Source organism: Streptomyces sp. NBC_00435, assembly GCF_036014235.1.
GTDB lineage: Bacteria > Actinomycetota > Actinomycetes > Streptomycetales > Streptomycetaceae > Streptomyces.
Genome location: NZ_CP107924.1, coordinates 3,423,060 through 3,449,449, shown reverse-complemented (window position 1 = coordinate 3,449,449; position 26,390 = coordinate 3,423,060). Strand labels below are relative to the sequence as shown.

At 70.0% G+C, this 26,390-nt stretch carries 15 protein-coding genes; 12 read left to right on the top strand and 3 right to left on the bottom strand.

Annotated elements, in window-relative coordinates; all coding sequences use genetic code 11:
* Positions 1-69: 69 nt before the first annotated feature.
* The 4 genes from OG389_RS15695 (at position 70) to OG389_RS15680 (ending at position 3,679) form a co-directional block, all read left to right on the top strand.
* Complete coding sequence (locus OG389_RS15695; RefSeq protein ID WP_328299102.1) at positions 70-1,623, top strand: flavin-containing monooxygenase; 1,554 nt, start codon at positions 70-72, stop codon at positions 1,621-1,623.
* A complete protein-coding gene (locus OG389_RS15690; protein WP_328299101.1) occupies positions 1,620-2,555 on the top strand; it encodes an alpha/beta fold hydrolase in 936 nt (311 codons plus the stop codon). The genes OG389_RS15695 and OG389_RS15690 overlap by 4 nt, the downstream gene beginning before the upstream one ends.
* Entirely contained in the window at positions 2,552-3,436 is an 885-nt protein-coding gene (locus OG389_RS15685) for an SDR family oxidoreductase (protein ID WP_328299100.1), read from the top strand. The genes OG389_RS15690 and OG389_RS15685 overlap by 4 nt, the downstream gene beginning before the upstream one ends.
* A gap of 78 nt (positions 3,437-3,514) precedes the next feature.
* Positions 3,515-3,679 carry a hypothetical protein gene (locus tag OG389_RS15680; RefSeq protein WP_328299099.1) on the top strand — a complete coding sequence of 55 codons (165 nt, stop codon included), beginning with the start codon at positions 3,515-3,517 and terminating at the stop codon, positions 3,677-3,679.
* Between the two features lie 68 nt (positions 3,680-3,747).
* Here OG389_RS15680 and OG389_RS15675 read toward each other — a convergent pair whose 3' ends face one another.
* Entirely contained in the window at positions 3,748-7,047 is a 3,300-nt protein-coding gene (locus tag OG389_RS15675; protein ID WP_328299098.1) for a S41 family peptidase, read from the bottom strand.
* Between the two features lie 209 nt (positions 7,048-7,256).
* Here OG389_RS15675 and OG389_RS15670 point away from each other — a divergent pair, with 209 nt between their 5' ends.
* Together OG389_RS15670 and OG389_RS15665 are read left to right on the top strand one after the other, a co-directional pair.
* Positions 7,257-7,847: a TetR/AcrR family transcriptional regulator gene (locus tag OG389_RS15670; RefSeq protein ID WP_328299097.1), complete on the top strand. Its 591-nt coding sequence runs from the start codon at positions 7,257-7,259 to the stop codon at positions 7,845-7,847.
* 133 nt (positions 7,848-7,980) lie between these two features.
* Positions 7,981-10,200 (top strand): MMPL family transporter, encoded by a 2,220-nt coding sequence (locus OG389_RS15665; protein WP_328299096.1) that lies wholly within the window; start codon positions 7,981-7,983, stop codon positions 10,198-10,200.
* Positions 10,201-10,301: 101 nt separating this feature from the next.
* Here the strand turns inward: OG389_RS15665 and OG389_RS15660 are convergent, their stop codons facing one another.
* Positions 10,302-10,724, bottom strand: coding sequence for an SsgA family sporulation/cell division regulator (locus tag OG389_RS15660; protein ID WP_328299095.1), 423 nt, complete (start codon positions 10,722-10,724; stop codon positions 10,302-10,304).
* A gap of 183 nt (positions 10,725-10,907) precedes the next feature.
* On the opposite strand from OG389_RS15660, the gene OG389_RS15655 reads away from it, so the two are divergent.
* Genes OG389_RS15655 through OG389_RS15635 form a run of 5 tightly spaced genes read left to right on the top strand, consistent with a single transcriptional unit; the run spans position 10,908 to position 15,208 of the window.
* The gene (locus OG389_RS15655) at positions 10,908-11,972 is read left to right on the top strand and encodes an energy-coupling factor ABC transporter permease (RefSeq protein WP_328299094.1); all 1,065 of its coding nucleotides are present in this window, start codon (positions 10,908-10,910) and stop codon (positions 11,970-11,972) included.
* Position 11,973: 1 nt separating this feature from the next.
* Complete coding sequence (cbiQ, locus tag OG389_RS15650) at positions 11,974-12,735, top strand: cobalt ECF transporter T component CbiQ (RefSeq protein ID WP_328299093.1); 762 nt, start codon at positions 11,974-11,976, stop codon at positions 12,733-12,735.
* The gene (locus OG389_RS15645) at positions 12,723-13,499 is read left to right on the top strand and encodes an energy-coupling factor ABC transporter ATP-binding protein (RefSeq protein WP_328299092.1); all 777 of its coding nucleotides are present in this window, start codon (positions 12,723-12,725) and stop codon (positions 13,497-13,499) included. Before cbiQ ends, OG389_RS15645 begins: the two co-directional genes overlap by 13 nt.
* Before the next feature lie 28 nt (positions 13,500-13,527).
* Positions 13,528-14,685 (top strand): serine hydrolase domain-containing protein, encoded by a 1,158-nt coding sequence (locus tag OG389_RS15640; protein ID WP_328299091.1) that lies wholly within the window; start codon positions 13,528-13,530, stop codon positions 14,683-14,685.
* Positions 14,686-14,734: 49 nt separating this feature from the next.
* Positions 14,735-15,208 (top strand): YbaK/EbsC family protein, encoded by a 474-nt coding sequence (locus OG389_RS15635; protein WP_328299090.1) that lies wholly within the window; start codon positions 14,735-14,737, stop codon positions 15,206-15,208.
* A gap of 42 nt (positions 15,209-15,250) precedes the next feature.
* Here the strand turns inward: OG389_RS15635 and OG389_RS15630 are convergent, their stop codons facing one another.
* Positions 15,251-16,894 carry a penicillin-binding transpeptidase domain-containing protein gene (locus tag OG389_RS15630; RefSeq protein ID WP_328299089.1) on the bottom strand — a complete coding sequence of 548 codons (1,644 nt, stop codon included), beginning with the start codon at positions 16,892-16,894 and terminating at the stop codon, positions 15,251-15,253.
* 1,005 nt (positions 16,895-17,899) lie between these two features.
* On the opposite strand from OG389_RS15630, the gene OG389_RS15625 reads away from it, so the two are divergent.
* The gene (locus OG389_RS15625) at positions 17,900-25,990 is read left to right on the top strand and encodes a SpaA isopeptide-forming pilin-related protein (RefSeq protein WP_328299088.1); all 8,091 of its coding nucleotides are present in this window, start codon (positions 17,900-17,902) and stop codon (positions 25,988-25,990) included.
* Positions 25,991-26,390: the final 400 nt, after the last annotated feature.

Here is a 26,390-nt window from a genome sequence, read left to right as displayed (position 1 = left end):
GATTGTGCCAGTGATTGCTGGCAGTATGGGAATCCGAAGGCGGCGGGCATGGGCGGCAGGGGCGGTGGCATGGACGAGCGCGAGGACGGACGAGAGCACGTACGCGAGCACGTACGCGTGGCGGTGATCGGGTCCGGGTTCGGCGGGCTGGGCGCCGCGGTGCGGCTGCGGCGCGAGGGGATCACGGACTTCGTCGTCCTGGAGCGCGCCGACTCCGTCGGCGGCACCTGGCGCGACAACAACTACCCGGGGTGCGCCTGTGACGTGCCCTCCCACCTGTATTCCTTCTCCTTCGCGCCCAACCCCGACTGGCCGCGGACCTTCTCCGGGCAGCCCGCCATCCGGGAGTACCTGGAGCACGTCGCCGACACCTTCGGGCTGCGCCGCCACATACGGCTGAACCACGAGGTCCGGATGGCGCGCTGGGACGCGGACGCGATGCACTGGGAGATCGAGACCTCGGGCGGGGACCTCACCGCCGATGTGGTCGTCTCCGCCACCGGGCCGCTGTCCGACCCGAAGATGCCCGAGATCCCCGGGCTCGCCGGCTTCCCCGGCAAGGTCTTCCACTCCGCCCGCTGGGACCATGACTACGACCTGCGCGGCAAGCGCGTCGCCATGATCGGCACCGGCGCCTCGGCCATCCAGATCGTCCCCGCCATCGCTCCCGAGGTGGAGCGGCTCACCCTGTTCCAGCGGACCCCGCCGTGGGTGATGCCGCGCACCGACCGGGCCATCACCTCCGTCGAGCGCTGGCTCCACCGCCAGCTCCCCTTCACCCGGGCGGCGCGCCGCGGGCTGCTGTGGGGGATACGCGAGCTGCAGGTCAGCGCCTTCACCAAACGGCCCAATCAGCTCGGGCTGATCGAGTCCCTGGCCAAGGCCAACATGGCGCGCTCGATCAAGGACCCGGAGCTGCGGGCGAAGCTGACGCCCTCGTACCGCATCGGCTGCAAGCGGATCCTGCTCTCCAGCGAGTACTACCCGGCGCTCGCCCGGCCGAACGTGGACCTCGTCGCCTCCGGGCTCAAGGAGGTACGCGGCTCCGTGCTCGTCGCCGCCGACGGGACCGAGACCGAGGTCGACGCGATCGTCTTCGGCACCGGCTTCCACGTCACGGACATGCCGATCGCCGACCGGGTGGTGGGCGCGGAGGGCAAGACCCTCGCGGAGGTGTGGAAGGACGGGATGCAGTCGCTGCGCGGGGCGACCGCGGCCGGCTTCCCGAACTGGATGACGATCATCGGCCCGAACACCGGGCTCGGGAACAGCTCGATGATCCTGATGATCGAATCGCAGCTGAACTACATGGCCGACTACATGCGCCAGCTGGGGGTTCTGGGAGGCAGGGTCGCCCTGGCCGCCAGGCCTTCGGCGGTCAACACCTGGAACCGGCACGTCCAGACGCGCATGGAGCGGACCGTGTGGAACACCGGCGGCTGCACCAGCTGGTACCTGGACGCGCAGGGCCGCAACACCACCGTCTGGCCGGGCACCACCGGCGAGTTCCGCAAGGAGACGCTGCGGGTGGACCTGGGGGAGTACGAGGTCGTGCGCCACCGGGAGCGCGAGCGGGTCGCGGTCCCCGGTGGGGTCGAAGCGGCGCCGGAGGGCGTCGCGTGAGCCGCCTGACGCACGTCACCGCCGGCCCGTACGCCCCGCCGGCCGCCCGCCGCGAACTGGTCGCCACCTCCGCCGACGGCTCGCGCCTGCACGTGGAGGTGCACGGCGAGGACGGGGCGCCGGCCGTCGTGCTCGCGCACGGCTGGACCTGTTCCACCGCCTTCTGGGCCGCGCAGATACGGGCCCTGGCCCCCGGCCACCGGGTCATCGCCTACGACCAGCGCGGCCACGGGCGCAGCCCCGCGGGCTCCGGCTGCACCACCACCGCCCTCGCCGACGACCTCGTCGCGGTCCTGGGAGCCACCCTCGCCCCCGGGGAGAAGGCCGTCGTCGTGGGCCACTCCATGGGCGGGATGACGGTCATGGCCGCCGCCGCCCGGCCGGAGTTCGCCGAGCACGTCGTGGCCGCGCTGCTGTGCAGCACCGGCAGCGGCCGGCTCGTCGCGGAGGCCCGGGTCCTGCCGTGGCGTGCCGGACGCGCGAGGACCCGTGCCACCGGGGCGGTGCTGGGGGCCCGGGTCCCGCTCGGGCCGGTCACCCCCGTCGCCCGGAAGGTGCTGAAGTACGCCACGATGGGCCCCGGTTCCGCGCCCGACAAGGTCGAGGCCTGCGCCCGGATCGTGCACGCCTGCCCCACCCGGGTGCGCCACGCGTGGTCGCAGGTGCTGGCGGGCCTGGACCTCGACGCGAAGCTGGCCGCGCTCACCGTGCCCACCGCCGTGATCGGCGGCAAGAGCGACCGGCTGACCCCGATCGTGCACGCCCGGGGGCTGGCGGCCGCGCTGCCGAACTGCGTGGGGCTGACCGAGCTGACCGGGATGGGGCACATGACCCCGATAGAGGCCCCGGAGGCCGTCACCGCCGCCGTGCGCGAGCTCGCCGAGCTGTACCTCTCACCGCACCACCGGCCCGCGAAGGAGAAGACACCGTGAGTGCTCGCAGGAATCTGGAAGGCCAGGTCGCCGTCGTCACGGGCGCCGCCCGCGGGGTCGGCGAGCTGCTGGCCCGCAAACTCTCCGCGCGCGGTGCGAAGGTGGCCCTCGTGGGCCTGGAGCCGGAGGCCCTCAAGGAGGTCTCCGAGCGGCTGCACACCGACAGCGACCACTGGTACGCCGACGTCACCGACCACGAGGTGATGGCCCGGGTCGCGCAGGAGGTCAAGCAGCGCTTCGGGAAGGTGGACATAGTCGTCGCCAACGCGGGCGTCGCGTCCGGCGGACCGTTCACCGACTCCGACCCCGACGCCTGGCGCCGGGTCATCGAGGTCAACCTCATCGGCGGGGCCGTCACCGCCCGCGCCTTCCTGCCCGTGTTGATCGAGAGCCGCGGGTACTTCCTGCAGATCGCTTCGCTCGCCGCGATCACCCCGGCGCCGATGATGAGCGCGTACTGCGCCTCCAAGTCCGGGGTCGAGGCCTTCGCCCACTGCCTGAGCGCCGAGGTCGGCTACAAGGGCGTCAAGGTCGGCGTCGGCTACCTGTCCTGGACGGACACCGACATGGTGCGCGGAGCCGACCAGGACGAGGTGATGCGCGAACTGCGCCAGCGGCTGCCGTGGCCGTCGAACCGGACGTACCCGCTGGGTCCGGCCGTCGACCGGATCGTGGCGGGCATCGAGCGGCGCTCCGCGCACGTGTACGCGCAGTGGTGGCTGCGCGGCATGCAGGGGGTCCGCGGGTACCTGCCCGGGATCATCTCGTCCGTCGGGCAGCGCGAGATGAAGCGGTTCGAGCCGCGACTGGCCAGTGTCTCCAAGGGGCTTGTGGGGGCCGGCGGAGCGGCGGACGAGCAGGAACGCACCCGGAGCAACTGACCGAAATGCGTGCGATGTCCCCCTGTGCAAGCCTGGTCGGGTTCCCCTTACCGAACACCGATTCAGGAGTGAGGACACATGGGCATCAAGGACCAGTTCCAGGACAAGGCGAAGGACCTCGCGGAGAGGGCTAAGGCCGCGGCCGCCGGTAAGCAGGACGAGGCGTCCGAGCGCACGTCGCAGGCCGCGGACCAGGCCGAGGACAAGGCCCGCGACACCTTCGACGAGAACTTCGACAAGTAGGTCCGTACGGCTTCGAGGGGTGCGACCCGCGGTTCTTGGGGTCGCACCCCTCAGTCATGCCCGCGGAGTCAGCCCCGCGGGGGCAGCTTCGGCCGCCTGCGGTCCGGTACGTCCGTGTACCCGGGCGGCACCGCGGCCGGGTCCTGCTCCAGCAGGTCCAGCGCCAGGTTCACGGCGTCGTCGAGCTGCGCGTGCCGTCCCTCCGCCCAGTCGAGCGGGGTCCGCAGGATCGGCAGATCGGGATCCACGCCCTGGTTCTCCACGGACCAGCCGTACTCGGGGAACCACGCCGCGTTCATCGGCACCGTGATCACCGTGCCGTCGCCGAGGGTGTGCCGGCCGGTCATGCCGACCACCCCGCCCCAGGTGCGCTGGCCGACGACAGGGCCGAGCCCCAGCAGTTTGAAGGCCGCCGTGATCATGTCCCCGTCGGAGGAGGTCGCCTCGTCGGCCAGCGCCACGATCGGACCCCGGGGCGCGTTGGAGGCGTACGAGACCGGCTGCGCGTTGCGCGTCAGGTCCCAGCCCAGGATCGAGCGGGTCAGCTTCTCCACCACCAGCTCGCTGATGTGCCCGCCCGCGTTGCCGCGCACGTCGACGATCAGGGCCGGCTTGGACATCTCCGCCCGCAGGTCACGGTTGAACTGCGCCCAGCCCGAGCCGCCCATGTCGGGGATGTGCAGGTAGCCGCACCGGCCGCCACTGACCTCCCGGACCACCGCGCGGCGTTTGGCCACCCAGTCCTGGTAGCGCAGCGGCCGCTCGTCGATGAGCGGTACGACCGCGACCCGGCGGGAGCGGCCCTGTCCCTCCGCGGGCTCGAAGGTGAGCTCCACGGTGGTGCCGCCGGCGGCGGACAGCAGCGGGTACGGCCCCGCGACCGGGTCCACCGGCCGGCCGTCCACGTGGGTGAGGACCGCGCCCTCCCGGATGCCGGTGCCCGCGAGCGGGGAGCGGGCCTTGGAGTCGGAGGACTCGCCGGGCAGGATCCGGCCGACGACCCAGGCGCCGTCCCGGGGGAAGAGGTTCACGCCGAGCAGGCCGATGGCCCGCTGGTAGTGCGGCGGCCCTTCGTTGCGGCGGGCCGGGGACACGTAGGCGTGCGAGGTGCCGAGCTCGCCGAGCACCTCGCGCATCAGGTCCGCGAACTCGTCGGGGGAGGCGACCCGTTCGACCAGGGGGCGGTACTGGCGCAGCACCCCGTCCCAGTCGATGCCGCACATCCGCGGCTCCCAGAAGTACGCGCGGATGAGCCGGCCGGCCTCCTCGAAGGCCTGGCGCCACTCGGCCGCCGGGTCCACCTCGTGCAGGATGCGCCGCAGGTCGAGGTAGACGGTGGAGTCGGTGTCGCCGGACTCGGTCGCCGGGACCGCGCGCAGATCGCCGTCGTCGTTGACGACGAGCCGGGTGCCGTCGCCGCTGATCGCGAACCAGTCCAGCCCGGAGGCCAGTTCCGTCTTGCGGGCCTTGGTGAGGTCGAAGTACTCCAGCGTCGGTTTGCCGCTGGTGTCGGCGGGGTTGGCGAAGGTCTCGCCGAGCGCGCCCGAGATCGGCCAGCGCAGCCACACCAGCCCGCCGCCGCTCACCGGGTACAGGGCCGAGTACTTGGAGGCCGATACCGGGAAGGGGGTCACCCGGCTCTCCAGGCCCTCCATCTCGACGGTGACCGCGCCGTCGCCCGACTCCGATTCCCCCTCGACCGGGTCGAGCCCGCCCGCCGCGGGACGCCCGTCGGGGGAGAACGCGAAGGGGGAGGGGGTGGCCGAGGAGAGCGGCACCAGGTACGGGCGGCAGCCCAGCGGGAAGGACAGGTCGCCTGTGTGTACGTCGTAGACCGGGTCGAAACCGCGCCACGACAGGAAGGCGAGGTAGCGCCCGTCCCGGGTGAAGACCGGATTCTCGTCCTCGAAACGGCCGTTGGTCACGTCCACGACCGTGTGCGCGCCGGGGCCGGAGATCCGGGCCATCTTGATCTGCCGCAGCGAGCGGCCGACGCCCGGGTGCGACCAGGTCAGCCAGCAGCCGTCGGGGGAGAAGGCGAGGTCGGTGACGGGTCCGTTGTCGGACCGGATCAGCTCGGTGGCCTCTCCGTCGGACTCCTCGGTCGCGTCGATGAGCAGCAGGCGCCCGTCGTTGGAGGCGATCGCGAGGCGTTCCCCCTCCGGATCGGAGAGCAGCTCCAGTACGCGGCCCAGCGCGCCCGAGGCGAGCCGGCGCGGCTCCCGGTCCCCGGAGGCCCGGGGCAGGTAGGCGATCTCGATCGCGTCCTCCCCCTCCGCGTCCGTCACGTACGCCACCTGCCCGGCGCTGCCGAGCATCTCGGGCAGGCGCACCCGCACGCCCGGGGTGTCGGCGATGGTGCGGGCGGGCCCGTCGCGGTGCGTGAGCCAGTACAGGCTGCCGCGCACGACGACGGCGCTGGCCCGCCCGGTCGTGTCCACGGACAGCGAGTCGACGTGGCTGGCGGCCGGCACCTGGTAGGTACGGCGCCCGGCGCGGGGGCCGCCGAGGCGGACCTCCAGCTTGCGCGGGGAGGCGTCCGGGGCCAGTGACTCCACGATCCACAGGTCGCCGGCGCACTGGTAGACCACCCGGGAGCCGTCGCTGGAGGCGTGCCGGGCGTAGAACTCCTCGTGGTCGGTGTGCCGGCGCAGGTCCGTACCGTCGGGCAGGCAGGAGTAGAGGTTGCCGATGCCCTCGTGGTCGGAGAGGAAGGCGATGCGGCCCCCGACGAACATGGGGGATTCCAGGTGGCCCTCGATGCCCTCCAGCAGCCGTTCGCCGTGCAGCCACAGCCGGCCGGTGGCCCCACCGCGGTAGCGCTTCCAGGCGGCGGGCTCGTGCGGGGGCTTGCCGCTCAGCAGCAGGGTGCGCCGTTCACCAGGGGCGTCCTCCCCGTCCGGGGCGTCATCGCGCACGGCGATGTCGGAGACGGGCCCCCACGGGAGCCGGCCGCCGGGGCTGCCGTCGGTCGGCAGGCTGTAGGCCCAGGAGTAGTAGGAGAAGGGCTGGGCGTGCGAGGAGACGGCCAGGATGTCGCTGCGGCCGTCCTTGTCGGGCGGGGTCCAGCCGCAGACCCGGGTGTCGGTGGAGCCCCAGTAGCTGAGGCGGTGGGCCGGGCCGCCCGCGACGGGGGCCAGGTGGATCTCGGGGTCGAGGCTGCGCCAAGTGGTGAAGGCGATGTGCTTGCCGTCGGGGGAGAAGCGGGGGTGGCCCACCCGGGTGCGGTCGACGGTGATCCGCCAGGCCCGGCCCGCGGGCTCTCCGGGAGGGACGAGGGGCGCCACCCAGAGGTCGTCCTCGGTGACGAAGCACAGCAGATCGTCGTGGAGATGGGGGAACCGGAGGTACGCCGCGTCGTGACTCACACCCCCAATGCTTTCCGCGCGGAGGGGGGCTGGCAACTCGTACAGATGATCCATGGGGGTACCGGCGGGGTCGGCGCGGGGTGACCGGCACGTGACCGACACCACTCCCCAAGCGAAACGGAACGGTTTCGTTTCGCTTGCCGCAGGGGTATGGTCTATCTGTACGAAACGGTTTCGTTCGGTTGGGAAGGGTCGGGAGGAGACGCGAGATGGTCGAAGAGGTCATGTCGCGCCGCAGCCGGATCACCCCCGAGCGGGAAGCCGAACTCCACGGGGCGGTCCTCGACCTCCTGCGCGAGGTCGGCTACGAGGCGCTGACCATGGACGCGGTCGCCGCCCGTACGAAGTCCAGCAAGGCCACCCTCTACCGCCAGTGGGGGAGCAAGCCCGAGCTGGTCGCCAAGGCCCTTCGGTGCACCCAGCCGGTCTCCCTCCGGGAGATCGACACGGGCACCCTCCGCGGGGACTTCGCGGTCATGGTGCGCAACTCCGACGACGCCCAGATGGCGAAGGACACCGCGCTGATGCGGGGCCTGACCCATGCGGTCCACGAGAGCCCGGAGCTCCACAAGGCGCTGCGGGACCTACTGGTCGACCCGGAGATCAACGGCCTCCAGGTGATGCTGAAGCGTGCGGTGGACCGGGGCGAGATCGCCCCGGACTGTCCGGCCCTGGCCTTCGTGCCGCACATGCTCATCGGGGCGTTCATCGCGCTCCCGCTCATCGAGGACCGGCCGGTGGACCGGTGCTTCCTCGGTGACTTCATCGACGCCGTGGTCTTCCCCGCCCTCGGCGTCTGATCCCCCCTCCCCAGGGGTTCACCCGCACCGTCCCCGCGCTCGATTCCTGCTGCTCCTGACACGCCGCTCTCGTCGTCGGACCGGCATTCCATGCCCTGATCCATCCCACGACACGAACGGGAGAACCACCGACGTGGCCACCTTCCTCTACCGACTCGGCAGGGGCGCCTTCCGGCGCCGCCGATTCGTCGCACTCGTCTGGGTCGCGCTGCTGTTCGTCGCCGGTTTCGGCGCGGCCTCGGCCTCCGCACCCACCTCAGGCTCGTTCTCCATACCCGGCACGGAGGCCCAGAAGGCCTTCGACCTGCTGGACAAGCGCTTCCCCGGGATGGCCGCCGACGGCGCCACCGCCCGCATCGTGATCAAGGCACCGGCCGGCGAGAAGGTCGACTCCGCGGCCGTCAAGCCGCAGGTCGAGAAGATCGTCAGTGACCTGAAGGACGGTCCGGGCAAGGACCAGATCTCCTCCGTCACCAGCCCGTACGAGGCCAAGGCCGTCAGCCAGGACGGCTCCACCGCGTACGTGAGCGTCAAGTACAAGGTCAGCGGCATGGAGCTGACGGACGACACCCGCGATGCGCTCAAGGAATCCGGTTCGGCCGCCAAGGCCGACGGTCTGAACGTCCAGATCGGCGGCGACGCCCTGATGGCCGCCCCCGAGACGGGCTCCGGCGAGATCATCGGCATCGCGATCGCCGCGATCGTCCTCGTCATCACCTTCGGCTCGCTCATCGCGGCGGGGCTCCCGCTGCTGACCGCGCTCATCGGCGTGGGCATCGGCGTCTCCTCCATCACCGCGCTCGCCAACGTGCTGGACCTCGGCTCCACCACCTCCACCCTCGCGATGATGATCGGCCTCGCCGTCGGCATCGACTACGCCCTCTTCATCGTCTCCCGCTACCGCGCGGAGCTCGCCGAGGGCCGCGAACGCGAGGAAGCCGCAGGCCGCGCCGCCGGAACGGCCGGCTCCGCCGTCGTCTTCGCCGGTCTGACCGTGGTCATCGCCCTCGTAGGTCTGGCCGTCGTCAACATCCCGATGCTCACCAAGATGGGCTTCGCCGCCGCGGGCACCGTGGTCATCGCCGTCCTCGTCGCCCTGACGCTGGTCCCGGCCATCCTCGGATTCGCCGGCAAGAAGGTGCTGCCCGCCGGTACGAAGTCCCGCTTCCTCGGCAAGGGCAAGAAGGCCGGTGAAGGCGCCGACGCCAAGCCCAACGGCGGTACCCGCTGGGCCCGCTTCGTCCTGCGCCGCCCCGTCATGGTGCTGCTCGCGGGCGTGATCGGCCTCGGCATCATCGCCGTCCCGGCGAGCAAGCTGGAGATGGGCCTTCCGGACGACGGCGCCCAGCCGGTGTCCACCACCCAGCGTCAGGCGTACGACCTGCTCTCCGAGGGCTTCGGACCCGGCTTCAACGGCCCGCTGATGGTCGTCGTGGACGGGGACAAGGCGCTCGCCGACAAGACGGTCGACCGGATCAAGGGCCTGGACGGCGTGGCCGCGGTCATGCCGCCCGCCCAGAACGAGGCCAAGGACGCCGCGGTCATCACGGTCGTCCCGAAGGACCGCCCGTCCTCCGCGGAGACCGAGGACTTGGTCCACGAGATCCGCGCGGGCAGCGACAGCGGCAAGGTGCTCGTCACCGGCGCCACCGCGATGAACATCGACTTCTCGCAGAAGATGAACGACGCGCTGCTGCCCTACCTGGCGCTCGTCGTCGGCCTCGCCTTCCTGCTCCTGATGCTCGTCTTCCGCTCGGTCCTGGTCCCGCTCAAGGCGGCCCTCGGCTTCCTGCTCTCGGTGGTCGCCGCACTCGGCGCCGTCGTCGCGGTCTTCCAGTGGGGCTGGCTCGGCTCGCTGTTCGGGGTGGAGCAGACCGGCCCGATCATGTCGATGATGCCGATCTTCATGGTGGGCGTGGTCTTCGGTCTGGCCATGGACTACGAGGTCTTCCTGGTCACCCGCATGCGTGAGGCGTACGTCCACGGCGAGCGGCCGGGCCAGGCCGTCGTGACCGGGTTCCAGTACAGCGCCCGGGTGGTCGTGGCCGCGGCCGTCATCATGATCGCGGTGTTCTCGGGCTTCATCGGCGCCAGCGAGCAGATGGTCAAGATGATCGGCTTCGGTCTGGCCGTCGCCGTCTTCTTCGACGCCTTCGTGGTCCGGATGGCCATCGTCCCGGCCGTCCTCGCGCTGCTCGGCCACAAGGCCTGGTGGCTGCCGAAGTGGCTGGACCGGCTCCTGCCGAACGTGGACGTGGAGGGCGAGAGCCTGCGCAAGCACCTCGGGGAGTCCGCGGACGACTCCGACGGCTCCGACGGTCCGGACAAGGACCGCGAGCTGGTCAACGCCTGACCGGCGGCGCCCAGTACGCACGAACGGCCCCGCACCTGATGGTGCGGGGCCGCTCCCGTGCGCGCTCCCCGTTCGCCCCGACCGGTCGGGGCGGGCTGGGCCTAACGGGTGGCCGCGGGCGCGGGCGCGTGGGTACGGCGCAGGAAGCGGCGCAGCCCGGCGATGTCGAACTGGATCACCGCGACGCCCTCGGGGGAGTGGAACTCGACCACGGCCTGCACGCGCCCGCAGGGCCAGACGCGTACGTCACCGGTCCCGGTCGGGGCCTGCAGGCCGGCCTCCAGGAGGGCGCGGGGGAAGACCCACTCGTTGTCGGTGCCCTCGGGGGAGAGGCCGGCGGGGAAGACGATCCGTACGGCCAGTGGCTCGTCGGGGACGAAGCGCAGGGACACCGGAATGGCCCGGTAGAGCGGGTCGTCGGTGATCACACGGGCACGCACGCGTTCCTCGACGAGGGGCGCCGTGGCGGTCGCGGTCCGGGTGGCGGTGGCACTCGCGGACGGATTCTCGGCGGTGGCTGACATCGACAAGACTCCTCGAATCGGAACATTTACTTCCGTATTGCCCCCAGCCTCGCACATTCCCACGAATTCGTGGGGAGCTATTTGTGCCTCCTTCGCTCTTGCCAACGGTTCGCAATTAGGCCCTATCCTTGAACGGTTAAAGATTTTGTCGGCTCAACGGACCGCAGGAAGCGGAGCAGAACCATGCATGTGCCCGACGGCTTCATCGATGCCCCCGTCTCCATCGCTGCAGGTGTCGCCGCCGCCGGAGCCGTGGCGATCAGCCTCCGCGGCGCCCGCCGGGAGCTCGACGAGCGCACCGCCCCGCTCGCCGGCCTCGTCGCGGCCTTCATCTTCGCCGTCCAGATGCTGAACTTCCCCGTGGCCGCGGGAACCAGCGGCCACCTCCTCGGAGGCGCGCTCGCCGCGATACTCGTCGGCCCCTACACGGGTGTGCTGTGCGTCTCCGTGGTCCTGCTCATGCAGGGCGTCCTCTTCGCCGACGGCGGCCTGACCGCCCTCGGCGTCAACGTCATGAACATGGCCGTCGTCACCGTGGTCGTCGCCTACGCGGTCTTCCGCGGGCTGGTGAAGCTGCTGCCCGGCAGCCGCCGCTCGGTGACCGTCGCCGCCTTCGCCGGAGCCCTGCTCTCGGTCCCCGGCGCCGCCGTCATGTTCACCCTCTTCTACGCCCTGGGCGGCACCACCGACGTATCGCTGACCAAGGTCTTCGGAGCCATGGTCGGCGTCCACGTCCTCATCGGCATCGGCGAGGCCGCCATCACCGCCGCCACCGTCGGCGCCGTGATCGCCGTACGCCCCGACCTCGTCCACGGCGCCCGCGGCCTGTCCGCCCCGCTGAAGCTGCGCGTCGGCGGCGAGCTGGTCGACGCCCCGGCCGCGACACCGGCCGCAGCTCCCGCCGTCCTGGCCGCCCGCTCCACGAAGCCCGTGTGGATCACCGGCCTGGTCGCCGCGCTGGCCCTGGCCGGCTTCGTCTCCTACTACGCCTCGTCCAGCCCCGACGGCCTGGAGAAGGTCGCCGCGGACAAGGGCATCGACCAGAAGGTCACGGAGCACGCCGCCGCCGACTCCCCGCTGGCCGACTACAGCGTCAAGGACGTCTCCGACGCCCGCGTCTCCGGCGGCCTGGCCGGCGTCATCGGCGTCGGTGCGACCGTCGTGGTGGGCACCGGGATTTTCTGGACCGTCCGCCGCCGCCGCGCCTCCGACCTGACGGCCGCCTCCACGGCCGTACCGGTCGCCTGACATGGGCGCGGGCCATGCCCACAAGCTCTACCGGCACGGGCACTCCCCGGTCCACGACCTGCCGCCGCACTGCAAGCTCGCCGCGACCTTCGCCTTCGTGGTGGTCGTCGTGTCCACCCCGCGCGAGGCGGTGTGGGCCTTCGGCCTGTACGCCGTCCTCGTCGCGGCCGCCGCGGCCGTCGCCCGGATCCCGGCCGGCTTCCTGCTGCGCCGGCTGCTGATCGAGGTGCCCTTCGTCGCCTTCGCCGTCCTGATGCCCTTCGTGGCCGAGGGCGAGCGGGTGCAGTTCCTGGGCATGTCGCTCAGCGTCTCCGGCCTCTGGGGCGCCTGGAACGTGCTGGCCAAGGGCACCCTCGGCGTGGCCGCGTCCGTACTCCTCGCCTCCACCACCGAGCTGCGGGCCCTGCTGCTGGGCCTGCAGCGGCTCAAGCTGCCGCCGCTGCTCGTCCAGATCGCCTCGTTCATGATCCGGTACGGCGACGTCATCACCGACGAGCTGCGCCGGATGTCCATCGCACGGCGCTCCCGCGGCTTCGAGGCGCGCGGGATCCGGGACTGGGGGGTCCTCGCCAAGACGGCCGGAGCCCTGTTCATCCGGTCCTACGAGCGCGGCGAGCGGGTCTACCTCGCGATGGTCAGCCGCGGCTACGCCGGCTCCATGCCGGTGATCGACGAAGTGGCCGCCACCCGCGCCCAGTGGGCGTACGCGGCGGCGCTCCCGGTGACGGCACTCGCCGTCTGTCTGATGGGATGGACGCTGTGAACGCACCCTCAGCACCCTTCGCACCCTCTCTGGAGGTCTCCGGCCTCGCCTACGCCTACCCGGACGGCCACCAGGCCCTCTTCGGGGTCGACCTGACCGTCGGGCGGGGTGAGCGGGTGGCCCTGCTCGGCCCCAACGGCGCCGGCAAGACCACGCTCGTGCTCCACCTCAACGGCATCCTCGCCGGCGGAGTCGGCTCCGTGAGCGTGGCCGGGCTGCCCGTGGAGAAGCGGAACCTCGCCGAGGTCCGCCGCCGGGTCGGCATCGTCTTCCAGGACCCCGACGACCAGCTGTTCATGCCGACCGTGCGGGAGGACGTGGCCTTCGGCCCGGCCGCCGCCGGGATGCGCGGCGCCGAGCTGGAGGAGCGGGTGCGCGGCGCCCTGGAACAGGTCGGCATGGCCGCCTTCGCGGACCGGCCCCCGCACCACCTGTCCTTCGGGCAGCGACGCCGGGTCGCCGTGGCGACCGTACTGGCGATGCGCCCCGAGATCCTCGTGCTCGACGAGCCGTCCTCCAACCTGGACCCGGCATCGCGGCGGGAGCTCGCTGACATCCTGCGCTCGCTGGACGTCACGGTGCTGATGGTGACCCACGACCTGCCCTACGCGCTGGAGCTCTGCCCGCGCGCGGTGATCCTCAGCGAGGGGGCCATCGTGGCCGACGGACGGACCCAGGACGTCCTGTGCGACGAGGACCTGATGCGCGCGCACCGGCTGGAGCTGCCCTTCGGCTTCGACCCGCGTTCGGTCGCGGTGGCATAAGCGCCGGTCGGAGGTTGTTGGACCGGCCGTGGACATCCAGGGTGTGGTGGCGGAGGGCTTCGAGCCCGTCAGGGAAGCGTTCGTACGCAACTTCCAGGTGCTCGGGGACCGCGGAGCGGCCGTGGCCGTGTACCGCGACGGGCGCAAGGTCGTGGACCTGTGGGGCGGTACCAAGGACGCGAACGGCACGGAGCCGTGGGCCGAGGACACCGCGCAGATCGTCCGCTCCGCGACCAAGGGCGTGGCCGCCGCCGTCCCGCTCCTGCTCCAGCAGCGCGGGCTGCTCGACCTGGACGCTCCGGTGGGCTCGTACTGGCCGGAGTTCAAGGCCGGCGGCAAGGAGCGGACCCGGGTCCGGGACCTGCTCGCGCACCGTGCGGGAGTCCCGGCGCTGGACCGCGGACTGACCGTGGCCGAGGCCGCCGACGGGGTCTCGGGGCCGCGCGCGGTCGCCGCCCAGCACGCCTTCTGGGAGCCCGGCACCGAGCACGGCTACCACGCGCAGACCTTCAGCTGGCTGCTGTCCGAGCTGGTGCTGCGGGCGACCGGCCGGTCGCTGGGGGGCATCCTGGCCGAGGAGATAGCGGAGCCGCTGGGCCTGGACTTCTGGATCGGCCTGCCGGAGGCGCAGGCCCACCGGGTGGGCCGGGTGGCGCCCGTCGATCCGCCGGAGAGCGCGGGGATGCTCAGGACCCGGCCGAGGCGAAACGTTTCCGAGGCCTACGCCGATCCGGACTCCCTCACCCGCCGCGCCTTCGCGGCCATCGACCCCCTGCCGGACGAGAACGACCCCGCCTACCGCGCGGCCGAGCTGCCGGCCTCGGCGGGCATCGGCACCGCCCGCGCCCTGGCCCGGTTCTACGGCGCCACCATCGGGGTGGTGGAGGACGGCGCGCGGATCTTCACCCCGGCCACCACCGCGCTCGCGGGCAAGGAGCTCTCCTCCGGCCCGGACCGCGTGCTGGTGGTCAACACCCGCTTCGGACCCGGCTGGATGCTGCACGGCCCGGCGTCGCCGCTGCTGTCCCCGGCCTCCTTCGGGCACCCGGGGCGCGGTGGCTCGCTCGCCTTCGCGGACCCGGAGGCGGGCATCGGCTTCGGCTACGTCACCAACGCCCACGCGAAGTCGGTCACCGCGGACCCGCGCGCCCAGGCCCTGGTCCGGGCCCTGCGCTCGGTGCTGTAGCCGCGCGAATGCCTCGCCCCGGCCCGGGGAGCAGCGCTAGCGTGCCCGTATGACGACCACCACGCACCCCCGATTCGCCGAAGCCCTGGCCGCCCTGGGGCTCGAACCGGACGTACGGACCTTCCCCGACGGGACCCGGACCGCCGCCGACGCGGCCGCCGCCATCGGGTGCGAGCTCAGCCAGATCGTGAAGTCGCTGATCTTCGCGGCCGACGGGGTGCCCGTCCTGGTCCTCATGGACGGGGCCTCGCGCGTGGACGTGGAGGCGGTGCGCCGGGAGCTCGGCGCGGACGCCGTGACCCGGGCCGACGCGGCCCTGGTCCGGGAGGCCACGGGCTACGCCATCGGCGGGGTCCCGCCCTTCGGACACCGCACCCGCACCCGGGTCCTCGCGGACCGTTCCCTGCTGGCGCACGAGGTGGTCTGGGCGGCCGCCGGGACCCCGCACACGGTGTTCCCGATGGCACCGGGCGAGCTGATCCGGCACGCGGGGGCCGCGCTGGCCGACGTACGGGAGCGGTGAGCGGCGGACACCCGCGGTGAGCGCCCCCCAGGGCCCGGTCGGTCAGCCCGCGTTCAGTACGGCCGCGACGATCGGGCCCGCCGCGTCGGCGCCGTGGCCGCCGCCTTCGACGAACGCCGCGGCAGCCACGTCGCCACTGAAGCCGGTGAACCAGCTGTCAGGGTTCTGCGCGCCGTCGACCTCCGCCGAGCCGGTCTTCGCACCCTTGTCGGAGCCGCCGACCGTGGACATCGCGCCCCGGGCCGTTCCGTCCGTGGCCGTCAGCTTCATCATCCGTACCAGCTGCGCCGCCACCGCCGGCTTCATCCGCCGGGAGGCCTTCGCGAGTTGGCGGCCGTCCGTCGAGGCCTCGACGACGACGGGCTGGCGGAACACCCCGGTCCGGGCGGTCGCCGTGATCGAGGCCATGGTCAGCGGGTTCATCTGGATCTGGCCCTGGCCGATGTACGCGGCGGCCGCCGCCGGACCGGTGGCGGGCGGGACCTTGCCGTCGACGGTGGGTACGCCGACCTTCCACTCGACGCCGATGCCGAAGACCTCCAGGGCCTCCTTCGGGAGGGCGTCGATGTCGTGGACCGGCTTGATCTGCTTGATGAAGGCGGTGTTGCAGGACTGGGCGAAGCTCGTCGCGAAGGTCTCGTTCTCGAGTTGGAAGCCCTTGAGGTTCTTGAAGGTCCGGCCCTCCCAGGACACCTCCGGCGGACACTCGGCGACCTTGTCCGCCGACACCAGGCCCCGGTCCAGCAGCATCGCCGCGGTCACGATCTTCATCGTGGAGCCGGGTGCCCGCCCGCCGCTGATCGACGCGGGGAAGCCGTCCCCGCGGTGGTCGGCGATGGCCAGGACGTCCCCGGTGCTCGGCTGGACCGCCACCACCGAGGCCTGCGGGAACTTCAGTACCGCCTTCTCGGCGGCCGCCTGGACGTCCGCGTCCAGGACGGTCTCGATCCGCCCCGGCGTGCCCTCGACCAGCGTCAGCAGGCTCCGCCGCGGTGCGCCCTGCACGGCCGGCTCGATCCACAGCTCGACGCCGCCCTTGCCGCCCAGCTTCTCGCCGTACGTCTTGCGCAGGCTGTCGAGCACCGGGCGCAGCGACGGGTACGTCTCGGCCGTCAGCTCCTTTCCGCTGCGGTCCACGGCCTTGACGGGCGGGGAGGCCGGGGCGCCGCCGCGCAGCTTCTCGCCCTTCTGGAGCTGCGGATGGAGCACCGAGGGCTGCCAGTCGACGAGCGGCAGTCCGGTGGTGTTGCCGCGGACCACGGTGAGCTTGGACTCGTAGGCGAGGGGCTTGGTGACTCCCTCGTACGTCACCTCCGCCGCGACGGAGTACGCCACCGTGGTCCCCGTCTGCGCGCCGGGGGTGATGGCGACCTTGGACACGTAGGCCTTGTTCCTGAAGTCCCCGAGGGCGCCCTGCGCCTCCGCCGGGTTGTTCGTCAGATCGGCCCCCGCCCGCTCGTCCCCGGCCGACCACGCGGCGAAGAACGCCTTGGCGGTCTGCGCCGCGTCCTTGTCGCTGACCGGCCCGCTGCCCTTGGCGGGCGCCGCGGGCCCGCCCGCGCTCGTACTCCTGCTGCCGTCCTCCCCGCCGGTGTCTCCCACCAGCGCGTACACCCCGTACCCCGCTCCGCCCAGCATCGCGAGGAGTGCCCCGCCGACGATGGCGCCCTTTGCGGCCCCGTTCATTCCACTGTCCCCGTCCCCCGTGCCACGGCCTCCGGTCATGAACACTGAACGCGTTCAGGAGGCCCGTGGGCCGACCTTACGTCGAACAGGCGCACGGCCGGGGGAGTTGTTACCGGAGTTTGACCAGGGTCACACGGGTCCTGTCCTGAACCCGCCCCCCCATTGACTGAGGATCAGGCCGCCAACCGGTGGAGGGAAATGGAGAGAGGCGGCCGACCCATCAGCCACGACACCGATCCCTACGAGGAACCGCGGCCCCGGCCGGTGCGGTCGGCCCGGTATGGCCCGGTGTGTCCCGGCGGGGTCAAGTGCCCGACCAATTGCGACCGTTCCGATTGCAGTCGACGCCTTACGCCCGGAAGCGGCCCGTCCTCCGGATCACCATGACCTGTTGGGTGGGGTGGGCCTATCGCGCACGCCTGCCGAAGGTGTCGGAACGGATCGCTCGGGTTGGAAAGGTGGTGAATTCCAGAATTCCCGAATTCGGCCGTAAGGGCGTCCCGCCCAGGCTGATCCGGGTACCCGTGAGGGGGCGCCCACACAAGGAACCGGAAGGGTGCTTGGAAGGCCCTCGGGGGAAAGGGAACCCGGAAGCCGTGCTCCCGAACGCCCAGGCCCACCCTCGGCACCCCATGCCAGAAGACAATGTTATGAGTTATTGGGCTGAAAGGATGTAAGGGGTTCATTGTTCGCGCGTTCAAACCAGGTCCCTTCCATGCCTCGGGCAAGGATGCGGTACATCGGGGGTTGCTGTCTGTCTGGCCCCGGGTCCTGAAAGGAACGTCATTGGTAGCGTCACAGTTCAGGAGAGAGCAAAGGGCCTCGGGCCCTGGCTTGCCTCGGGGCATCACGCAGGCACTCTCCCTCCTGCTAACAACCGCCAGCCTGGGCTCATGGCTGGCTCCTGTCGCGTACGGCGCCGACACCAGTGACGGATCCGTCACGGTCCGCGTCGTTCGCGAGGTCAACGCGAACGGCTCGTGGGATACGGTTCTGGAGCCGGCTATGGCCGGCGTTACGGTCAAGCTGACCGACGATGCCGGAAGTTCCATCACAGGAACGACCGCTTCGAACGGCACCGTCACCCTGACCCCCGGTACTTCTCTCACCGGGGGCAAGTACCGGGTCGAGGTCGTCAACCCCAGGCCGGGCGTGCTGCACCCGGCCTTCGCCTCCCGGCAGGGCCTGACCGGGGCACCGCTCGCCCTCAGCAGTACGGAAGAGTTCGTCGACCTGTCCGGCGGCAAGAAGCAGGAGTTCACCACAGGGTTCTGGAACCCCGGCGACTTCTGCCAGAAGAACGCCGACGTGGTGACGGCCTGCGAGCCCAACGACATCAATGGTGGGCCTCTCAGCCCGGTGGACCCGGCGAACCGTCGGACGCTCGTCACGTACCCGTACAACGCCACGAGCTCGACGCTCGTCAAGACGGTGTCGGACAAGGCCACCACGGGTGCGCTCTACGGCATCGGGTACAGCAAGCAGAGCAAGCGAATCTTCAGCGGCGCTCTCGCGAAGCGAGGTTCCGGCTACGGCCCGGGCGGTGCTGGTGCGATCTATGTGACCGATCGGGCCAACAACGCCACGACCGTGTTCGCCACGGTCCCGAATGCCGGCACCACGACGCACAACATGACGACCCTGACGGACCTGGCCTTCCAGCCTGCGGCGGGCAAGGAATCGCTCGGTGACGTCGAGGTGAGCGAGGACGGCGAGGAGCTCTACGTCGTCAACCTCTTCGACCGCAAGCTGTACGTGTACGACGCGACGCTGAGCACGGCTACCGAACCCAAGGCGTCCTACACGATCCCGGACCCGAGCTGTGCGTCGGCCAACGACTGGCGCCCCTTCGGACTGGGCGTACAGGACGGCGTGGTGTACGTCGGCGGCGTCTGCTCCGCCGAGTCCACCCGAGCCAAGAACGACTTGCGCGCGGTGATCAGGAAGTTCAACCCGGCGGCCGGTACGTTCTCCGCCCCCGTGATGGACGAGCGGCTCGCCTTCAGCCGCGGTATTGCCTTCGCGACTGGCGCCTGCTCGGGAGCTGGCTGGTTCCCGTGGTCTGACACCACGCCGCGGACCCAGAACGGCAAGAACTGCCAGACCAGCCCCATTGCCAACATCGCCAATCCGGAACCCGAGTTGGCGGACATCGTCGTGGAGACCAACGGTGATCTCATCGTCAGCTTCCGCGACCGGTTCGCCGACCAGACCGGGTTCCAGGTCCACATGTGGGCGGATGACCCGAAGCTTCAGGACGGGAGCAGTGGCGGTGACCTGAACCGTGCCTGCCCGGGCGGCGCGGGCGGTCTGTTCTTGATGGACGGCAACGGCGGCTGCCGAGCCGGGGGCGGCAGCTGGGAGTACTACGACGGTGACACCCGGTTCGACATTCACGAGGAGGCGACGTTCGGTGGCGTGGCGCTGTCCAAAGTGGAAACGACTCTGGGCAGCCAAATCATCGACCCCAAGAACGAAGCCCCGGCCGTCGGCACTGCCTGGTTCAACCGTGTGACGGGCGTCAGCACCCCGGCCACCAGCATCCAACTCACGAGATTCGGCTTCGGTAAGGCCGGAGGTGTCGGTGACCTTGAGGTGCTGTGTGACGAGGCGCCGATTCAGATCGGTAACCGTCTCTGGTTCGACAAGAACGGCAACGGTGTTCAGGACCCGTCCGAACTGCCGGTGCCAAATGCGACGGTGAGTCTCTACGACGGCGAGACCAAGGTCGGTACTTCTGTCACGTCCGTGCGTGGTGAGTACTACTTCGACAACTCGAACGTGACGGGTGGTTTGCTGCCGAACAAGCAGTACACCATCAAGGTGGACAAGCCGACGGACTACGCTGCCGGTGGTCCTCTGGCGGGTTGGAGTCCCACCGTCGCGGACGCGGGATCCAATGATGCCCTCGACAGTGACGGTGAGGTGCCCGCGGGCGAGTTGTACCCGGAGCACACCATCACCACCGGTACCGCCGGGCAGGACAACCACAGCTACGACTTCGGTTTTGTCCAGGCCGATCCGAAGATCCGGATCACCAAGCAGGACACTTTGACGAATTCGGCCGCTGACACCGAGGCGACTCGTGTTCAGCTTCCGAACACCAACGATGTTCAGCTGAACATGACGATCACGAACACCGGCACTGAGCCGCTGGTCAAGGTCGAGGTCGAGGATGTCGTCGTCCGGGGCGGGACGATCAAGGACCTGTCGTGCACCTGGCCCGACGGTTCCAAGACGACCGACCCCACCGGCAAGCATGTCGCGTGGGCGGATTCCTTCACCGGTTCCCCTCTCAAGCAGTTCGCGCCCGCTGCCAGCTACTCCTGCACGGCGACCCTGACGGGCCTTCAGCCGGGTGAGCCGCACCATGACGAGTCCACGGTGAAGGGCGAGGGTGCCTTCTCCCACAAGGGGGTCCAGGACACCAACCCCTGGCACAGCATCCCGCCGGCCGATCTCCGTGTGATCAAGAAGGATGCGAAGACCGGCAAGCTGCTCGGCGGTGCGGTCTTCGAGGCGTGGCGCGAGTCCAATGGCACGCCGGGTCTGCAGACCACCGGGACTCCGGTGGACACGAAGATCACTCCCCCTTGCACGACCAATCCGCAGGGTGAGTGCACGTTCCACGTGCCGCCGGGTGAGTACTACCTGGTGGAGACGGCCGCTCCGACGGGTTACCCGAAGCTGGTCCAGCCGGTGGTCTCCGGGCCTCACCGCGTGGTGGAGGGTGGCGGTCCCGCCGTCCCCGTCGAGCTGGTCAATGAGCCGCCGGTCCCGACCGTTCAGATCATCAAGAAGGACACCCCGACGAACTCGGACGCCAACACCGAGGCGACTCGTGTTCAGCTCCCGAACACCAACGATGTCCCGCTGAACATGACCATCACCAACAACGGCGCCGAGCCGCTGGTCAAGCTTGAGGTCACCGACGTCGTCACCAAGGGCACCGCGACGGTCAAGGACCTGTCGTGCACCTGGCCCGACGGTTCCGTCTCCACCGACCCCGCCGGCAAGCTCGTGCGCTGGGAAGCCAGCCACCGCGAGCAGAACCGTCTGCAGTTCGCGGTCGGTGCCAGCTACAAGTGCACGGCGATCCTCACCGGTCTCAAGCCGGGCGAGGCACACACCGACGAGTCCACCGTGAATGGTGAAGGCGCCATCAGCGGAACGGGTGTCCACGACACCAACCCGTGGAACGGTATCCCGCCGGCCGATCTCCGTGTGATCAAGAAGGACGCGAAGTCCCCGACCAAGGTGCTCGCCGGCGCGGTCTTCGAGGCGTGGCGCGAGTCCAATGGCACGGAGGGCCTGCAGACCACCGGTACCTCGGTGGACACGAAGATCACTCCCCCCTGCACGACCAATCCGCAGGGCGAGTGCGCGTTCCACGTGCCGCCGGGTGACTACTACCTGGTGGAGACGGTCGCTCCGCCCGGTTACCCGAAGCCGGTCCCGCCGGTGTCCGGGCCTCACCGGGTCGGCGAGGGCGTCCCCGTCGTCACCGTCGAGCTGGTCAATGAGCCGCCGGTCCCGACCGTTCAGATCATCAAGAAGGACACTCCGACGAATTCGGACGCCAACACCGAGGCGACTCGTGTTCAGCTCCCGAACAGCAACGATGTCCCGCTGAACATGACCATCACGAACAACGGCGCCGAGCCGCTGGTCAAGCTTGAGGTCACCGACGTCGTCACCCAGGGCACCGCGACGGTCAAGGACCTGTCGTGCACCTGGCCCGACGGCACCAAGAGCACCGACCCCGCCGGCAAGCTCGTGCGCTGGGAAGCCAGCCACCGCGAGCAGAACCGTCTGCAGTTCGCGGTCGGTGCCAGCTACAAGTGCACGGCGATCCTCACCGGTCTCAAGCCGGGCGAGCCGCACACCGACGAATCCACTGTCAACGCTGAAGGAGCCATCAGCGGAACGGGTGTCCACGACACCAACCCGTGGAACGGTATCCCGCCGGCCGATCTCCGTCTGATCAAGAAGGACGCGAAGAACGGCAAGCTGCTCGCCGGCGCGGTCTTCGAGGCGTGGCGCGAGACCAACGGCCAGGAGGGTCTGCAGACCACCGGGACTCCGGTGGACACGAAGATCACTCCCCCTTGCACGACCAATCCGCAGGGTGAGTGCACGTTCCACGTGCCGCCGGGTGAGTACTACCTGGTGGAGACGGCCGCTCCGACGGGTTACCCGAAGCTGGTCCAGCCGGTGGTCTCCGGGCCTCACCGCGTGGTGGAGGGTGGCGGTCCCGCCGTCCCCGTCGAGCTGGTCAATGAGCCGCCGGTCCCGACCGTTCAGATCATCAAGAAGGACACCCCGACGAACTCGGACGCCAACACCGAGGCGACTCGTGTTCAGCTCCCGAACACCAACGATGTCCCGCTGAACATGACCATCACCAACAACGGCGCCGAGCCGCTGGTCAAGCTTGAGGTCACCGACGTCGTCACCAAGGGCACCGCGACGGTCAAGGACCTGTCGTGCACCTGGCCCGACGGTTCCGTCTCCACCGACCCCGCCGGCAAGCTCGTGCGCTGGGAAGCCAGCCACCGCGAGCAGAACCGTCTGCAGTTCGCGGTCGGTGCCAGCTACAAGTGCACGGCGATCCTCACCGGTCTCAAGGCGGGCGAGGCACACACCGACGAGTCCACCGTGAATGGTGAAGGCGCCATCAGCGGAACGGGTGTCCACGACACCAACCCGTGGAACGGTATCCCGCCGGGCGAGATCCGTGTGATCAAGAAGGACGCGAAGCACGCCTTCCTGCTCGGCGGCGCGGTCTTCGAGCTGTGGCGCGAGACCAACAGCACGCCGGGTCTGCAGACCACCGGTACGCCGGCGGACACGAAGATCGGTGATGCCTGCAAGACCGACATTCAGGGTGTGTGCACGTTCTCGGCGCAGCCCGGTGACTACTACCTCAGGGAGGTAACCCCGCCGCCCGGTTACCCGAACCCGGCCCAGCCGGTGTCCGGACCCCACCACGTCACCGAAGGCGTCACTCTTCCCCCCGTCGAGCTGGTCAATGAGCCGCCGGTCCCGACCGTTCAGATCATCAAGAAGGACACTCCGACGAATTCGGACGCTGACACCGAGGCGACTCGTGTTCGGCTTCCGAACAGCAACGATGTCCCGCTGAACATGACCATCACGAACAACGGCGCTGAGCCGTTGGTCAAGGTCGAGGTCACCGACGTCGTCACCCAGGGCACCGCGACGGTCAAGGACCTGTCGTGCACCTGGCCCGACGGCACCAAGAGCACCGACCCCGCCGGTAAGGCCGTGCGCTGGGAAGCCAGCCACCGCGAGCAGAACCGTCTGCAGTTCGCGGTCGGTGCCAGCTACAAGTGCACGGCGATCCTCACCGGTCTCAAGCCGGGCGAGCCGCACACCGACGAGTCCACCGTGAATGGTGAAGGCGCCATCAGCGGAACGGGTGTCCACGACACCAACCCGTGGAACGGTATCCCGCCGGCCGATCTCCGTGTGATCAAGAAGGACGAGAACACCGGCAAGCCGCTCGCCGGCGCGGTCTTCAAGCTGTGGCGTGAAAGCAACAACGTGGAGGGTCTGCAGAAGAGCGGTACCCCCTCCGACACCTCGGTCGGCACCTGCCGCACCGACGCCAAGGGCGAGTGCGGGTTCGCGGCCCCGTCCGGCACCTACTACGTGGAGGAGATCACCGCTCCCGCGGGCTACCCCATGCCCTCGGAGCCGGTCTCCGGGCCGCACGAGGTCACCGACACCGACAAGGTGATCGAGGTTCCTCGGGTCAACAAGCAGCACCCGAAGGTCCAGATCATCAAGAAGGACACCCCGACGGGTTCGGACGCCAACGACGAGGCGACTCGCGTGAAGCTCCCGGACACCAAGGACGTCCCGCTCAACATGACCATCACCAACAACGGCACCGAGCCGCTGGTCAAGGTCGAGGTCACCGACGTCGTCACCAAGGGCACCGCGACGGTCAAGGACCTGTCGTGCACCTGGCCCGACGGCACCAAGAGCACCGACCCCGCCGGCAAGCTCGTGCGCTGGGAAGCCAGCCACCGCGAGCAGAACCGTCTGCAGTTCGCGGTCGGTGCCAGCTACAAGTGCACGGCGATCCTCACCGGTCTCAAGCCGGGCGAGGCACACACCGACGAGTCCACCGTGAATGGTGAAGGCGCCATCAGCGGAACGGGTGTCACCGACACCAACCCGTGGAACGGTATCCCGCCGGTCGAGCTCCGTCTGATCAAGAAGGACGCGAAGAACGGCAAGCTCCTCGCCGGCGCGGTCTTCGAGCTGTGGAACGAGACCAACGGCAAGGAGGGTCTGCAGACCACCGGGACTCCGGCGGACAAGCGGATCGGTACCTGCACGACCAGCGCACAGGGCGTGTGCACGTTCCTCGCACAGCCGGGTGGCTACTACCTGAAGGAGATCACCCCCCCGAAGGGCTACCCGAAGCCGGCCCACCCCATCTCCGAGCTCCTCACCATCGCCGACGACGACACCGTCGTCGAGATCGAGCAGCTCAACGAGCCGCCCGTCCCGGTCGTCCTGATCGTCAAGAAGGACACCCAGACGGGTTCGGACGCCGACACCGAGGCGACTCGCGTCAAGCTCCCGAACACCAACGATGTCCCGCTCACCATGACCATCACCAACACCGGCACCGAGCCGCTGGTCAAGGTCGAGGTCAAGGACGTCGTCACCAAGGGCACCGCGAAGATCAAGGACCTGGCGTGCACCTGGCCCGACGGGACCAAGACCACCGACGCCAACGGCGAGAGTGTCCGCTGGGCAGACACCTTCGGTGACAGCCCCACCAAGCAGCTCGCCATCGGCCAGAGCTACACCTGCACGGCCATCCTCACCGGCCTCAAGCCGGGCGAGGCACACACCGACGAATCCACCGTCAACGCTGAAGGAGTCATCTCCGGAACGGGCGTCCACCACACCAACCCCTGGCACGGCATCCCGCCGGTCGAGCTCCGCGTGATCAAGAAGGACGCGGAGACCGGCAAGCCGCTCGCCGGCGCGGTCTTCGAGCTGTGGAGCGAGACCAACAACCTGGAGGGTCTGCAGACCACCGTCACCCCCGCGAAGACCCCCGAGGAGAGGGACATCCCGGCGGACAAGCGCCACGGTGCCTGCACCACCACCCCGCAGGGCGTATGCAAGTTCGACGTCCAGCCCGGTGACTACTACCTCCACGAGACGACCGCTCCGACCGACTACCCCAAGCCGGTCCAGCCCACCTCCGGGCTCCACCACATCACCGACGACGACACCGTCGTGGAGATCGAGCGGACCAACAAGGTCACCCCGAGCATCGTCATCATCAAGAAGGACACCCCCACCGGTTCGGACGCCAACGACGAGGCGACTCGCGTGAAGCTCCCGGACACCAAGGACGTCCCGCTCAACATGACGATCACCAACAACGGCACCGAGCCGCTGGTCAAGGTCGAGGTCAGCGACGTCGTCACCGAGGGCACCGCGACGGTCAAGGACCTGTCGTGCACCTGGCCCGACGGCACCGTCTCCACCGACGCCACCGGCAAGGCCGTCCGCTGGGAACCCTCCTTCACCGAGAGGCCCAAGAGGTTCGAGGCCGGCGCCAGCTACAAGTGCACCGCCACCCTCACCGGCCTGAAGGCCGGCGAAGCACACACCGACAACTCCACCGTCCGCGGTGAAGGCGTCATCTCCCACAAGGAAGTCACCTCCCAGGACCCCTGGAAGAGCGTCCCGCCCGGCAAGTTCATCATCGAGAAGAAGGACGCCAAGACCGGCAAGCCCCTGGCCCGAGCCGTCTTCGAGCTGTGGCGCGAGTCCAACAACCGTGCCGGCCTCCAGTACACCGGCACCGACAAGGACACCCGTATCGACAGCTGCACCACCGACACCCAGGGACGCTGTGAGTTCCCGGTCGTCGCCGGCACCTACTACCTGCTGGAAACCTCGGTACCCGAGGGCTACCAGCTGCCCAAGCAGCCGGTCTCCGGACCGTACGAGCTGACCTCGTCCGTCCTGACCCGCCCCTTCACCGCCAAACTCACCAACCACCGGGGCGAGCCCGGCAAGGGCCCCAAGCGTTAACCACAACAAGCCCTGACCGCCCGGAGTGCGGGACTGCCAACAGCAGCCCCGCACCCCGGGCTCCTTTCATATCCGGACCGTCTTCGTTCCCAGTCCGGAACGACGCGACGAGGCAGCCCATCCCCGCATGGTCCCGCCCAGGCCGGCCCCGGACCGGTGTCCTGGCGAGCGGCTTCGGGGCGGAGGAGACGGGCGAGGTCGAGGCCGGCTCCGGGCGGGCAGTCGTGCTGGGAGATCAGGGGGCGCAGGGCTTCTTGGAGGAGCGGTGCGCGGTCGATGCCCATTTCGTCGCCGAGGCGCACGATCACTTGCCGCTTTCCCACCACTACGGGCAGGGCGGTGACCAGGCTCTTCAGGGTCAGCGGGCGGCCGGGTTCATGGCTGTTTGAGCACGACCGCC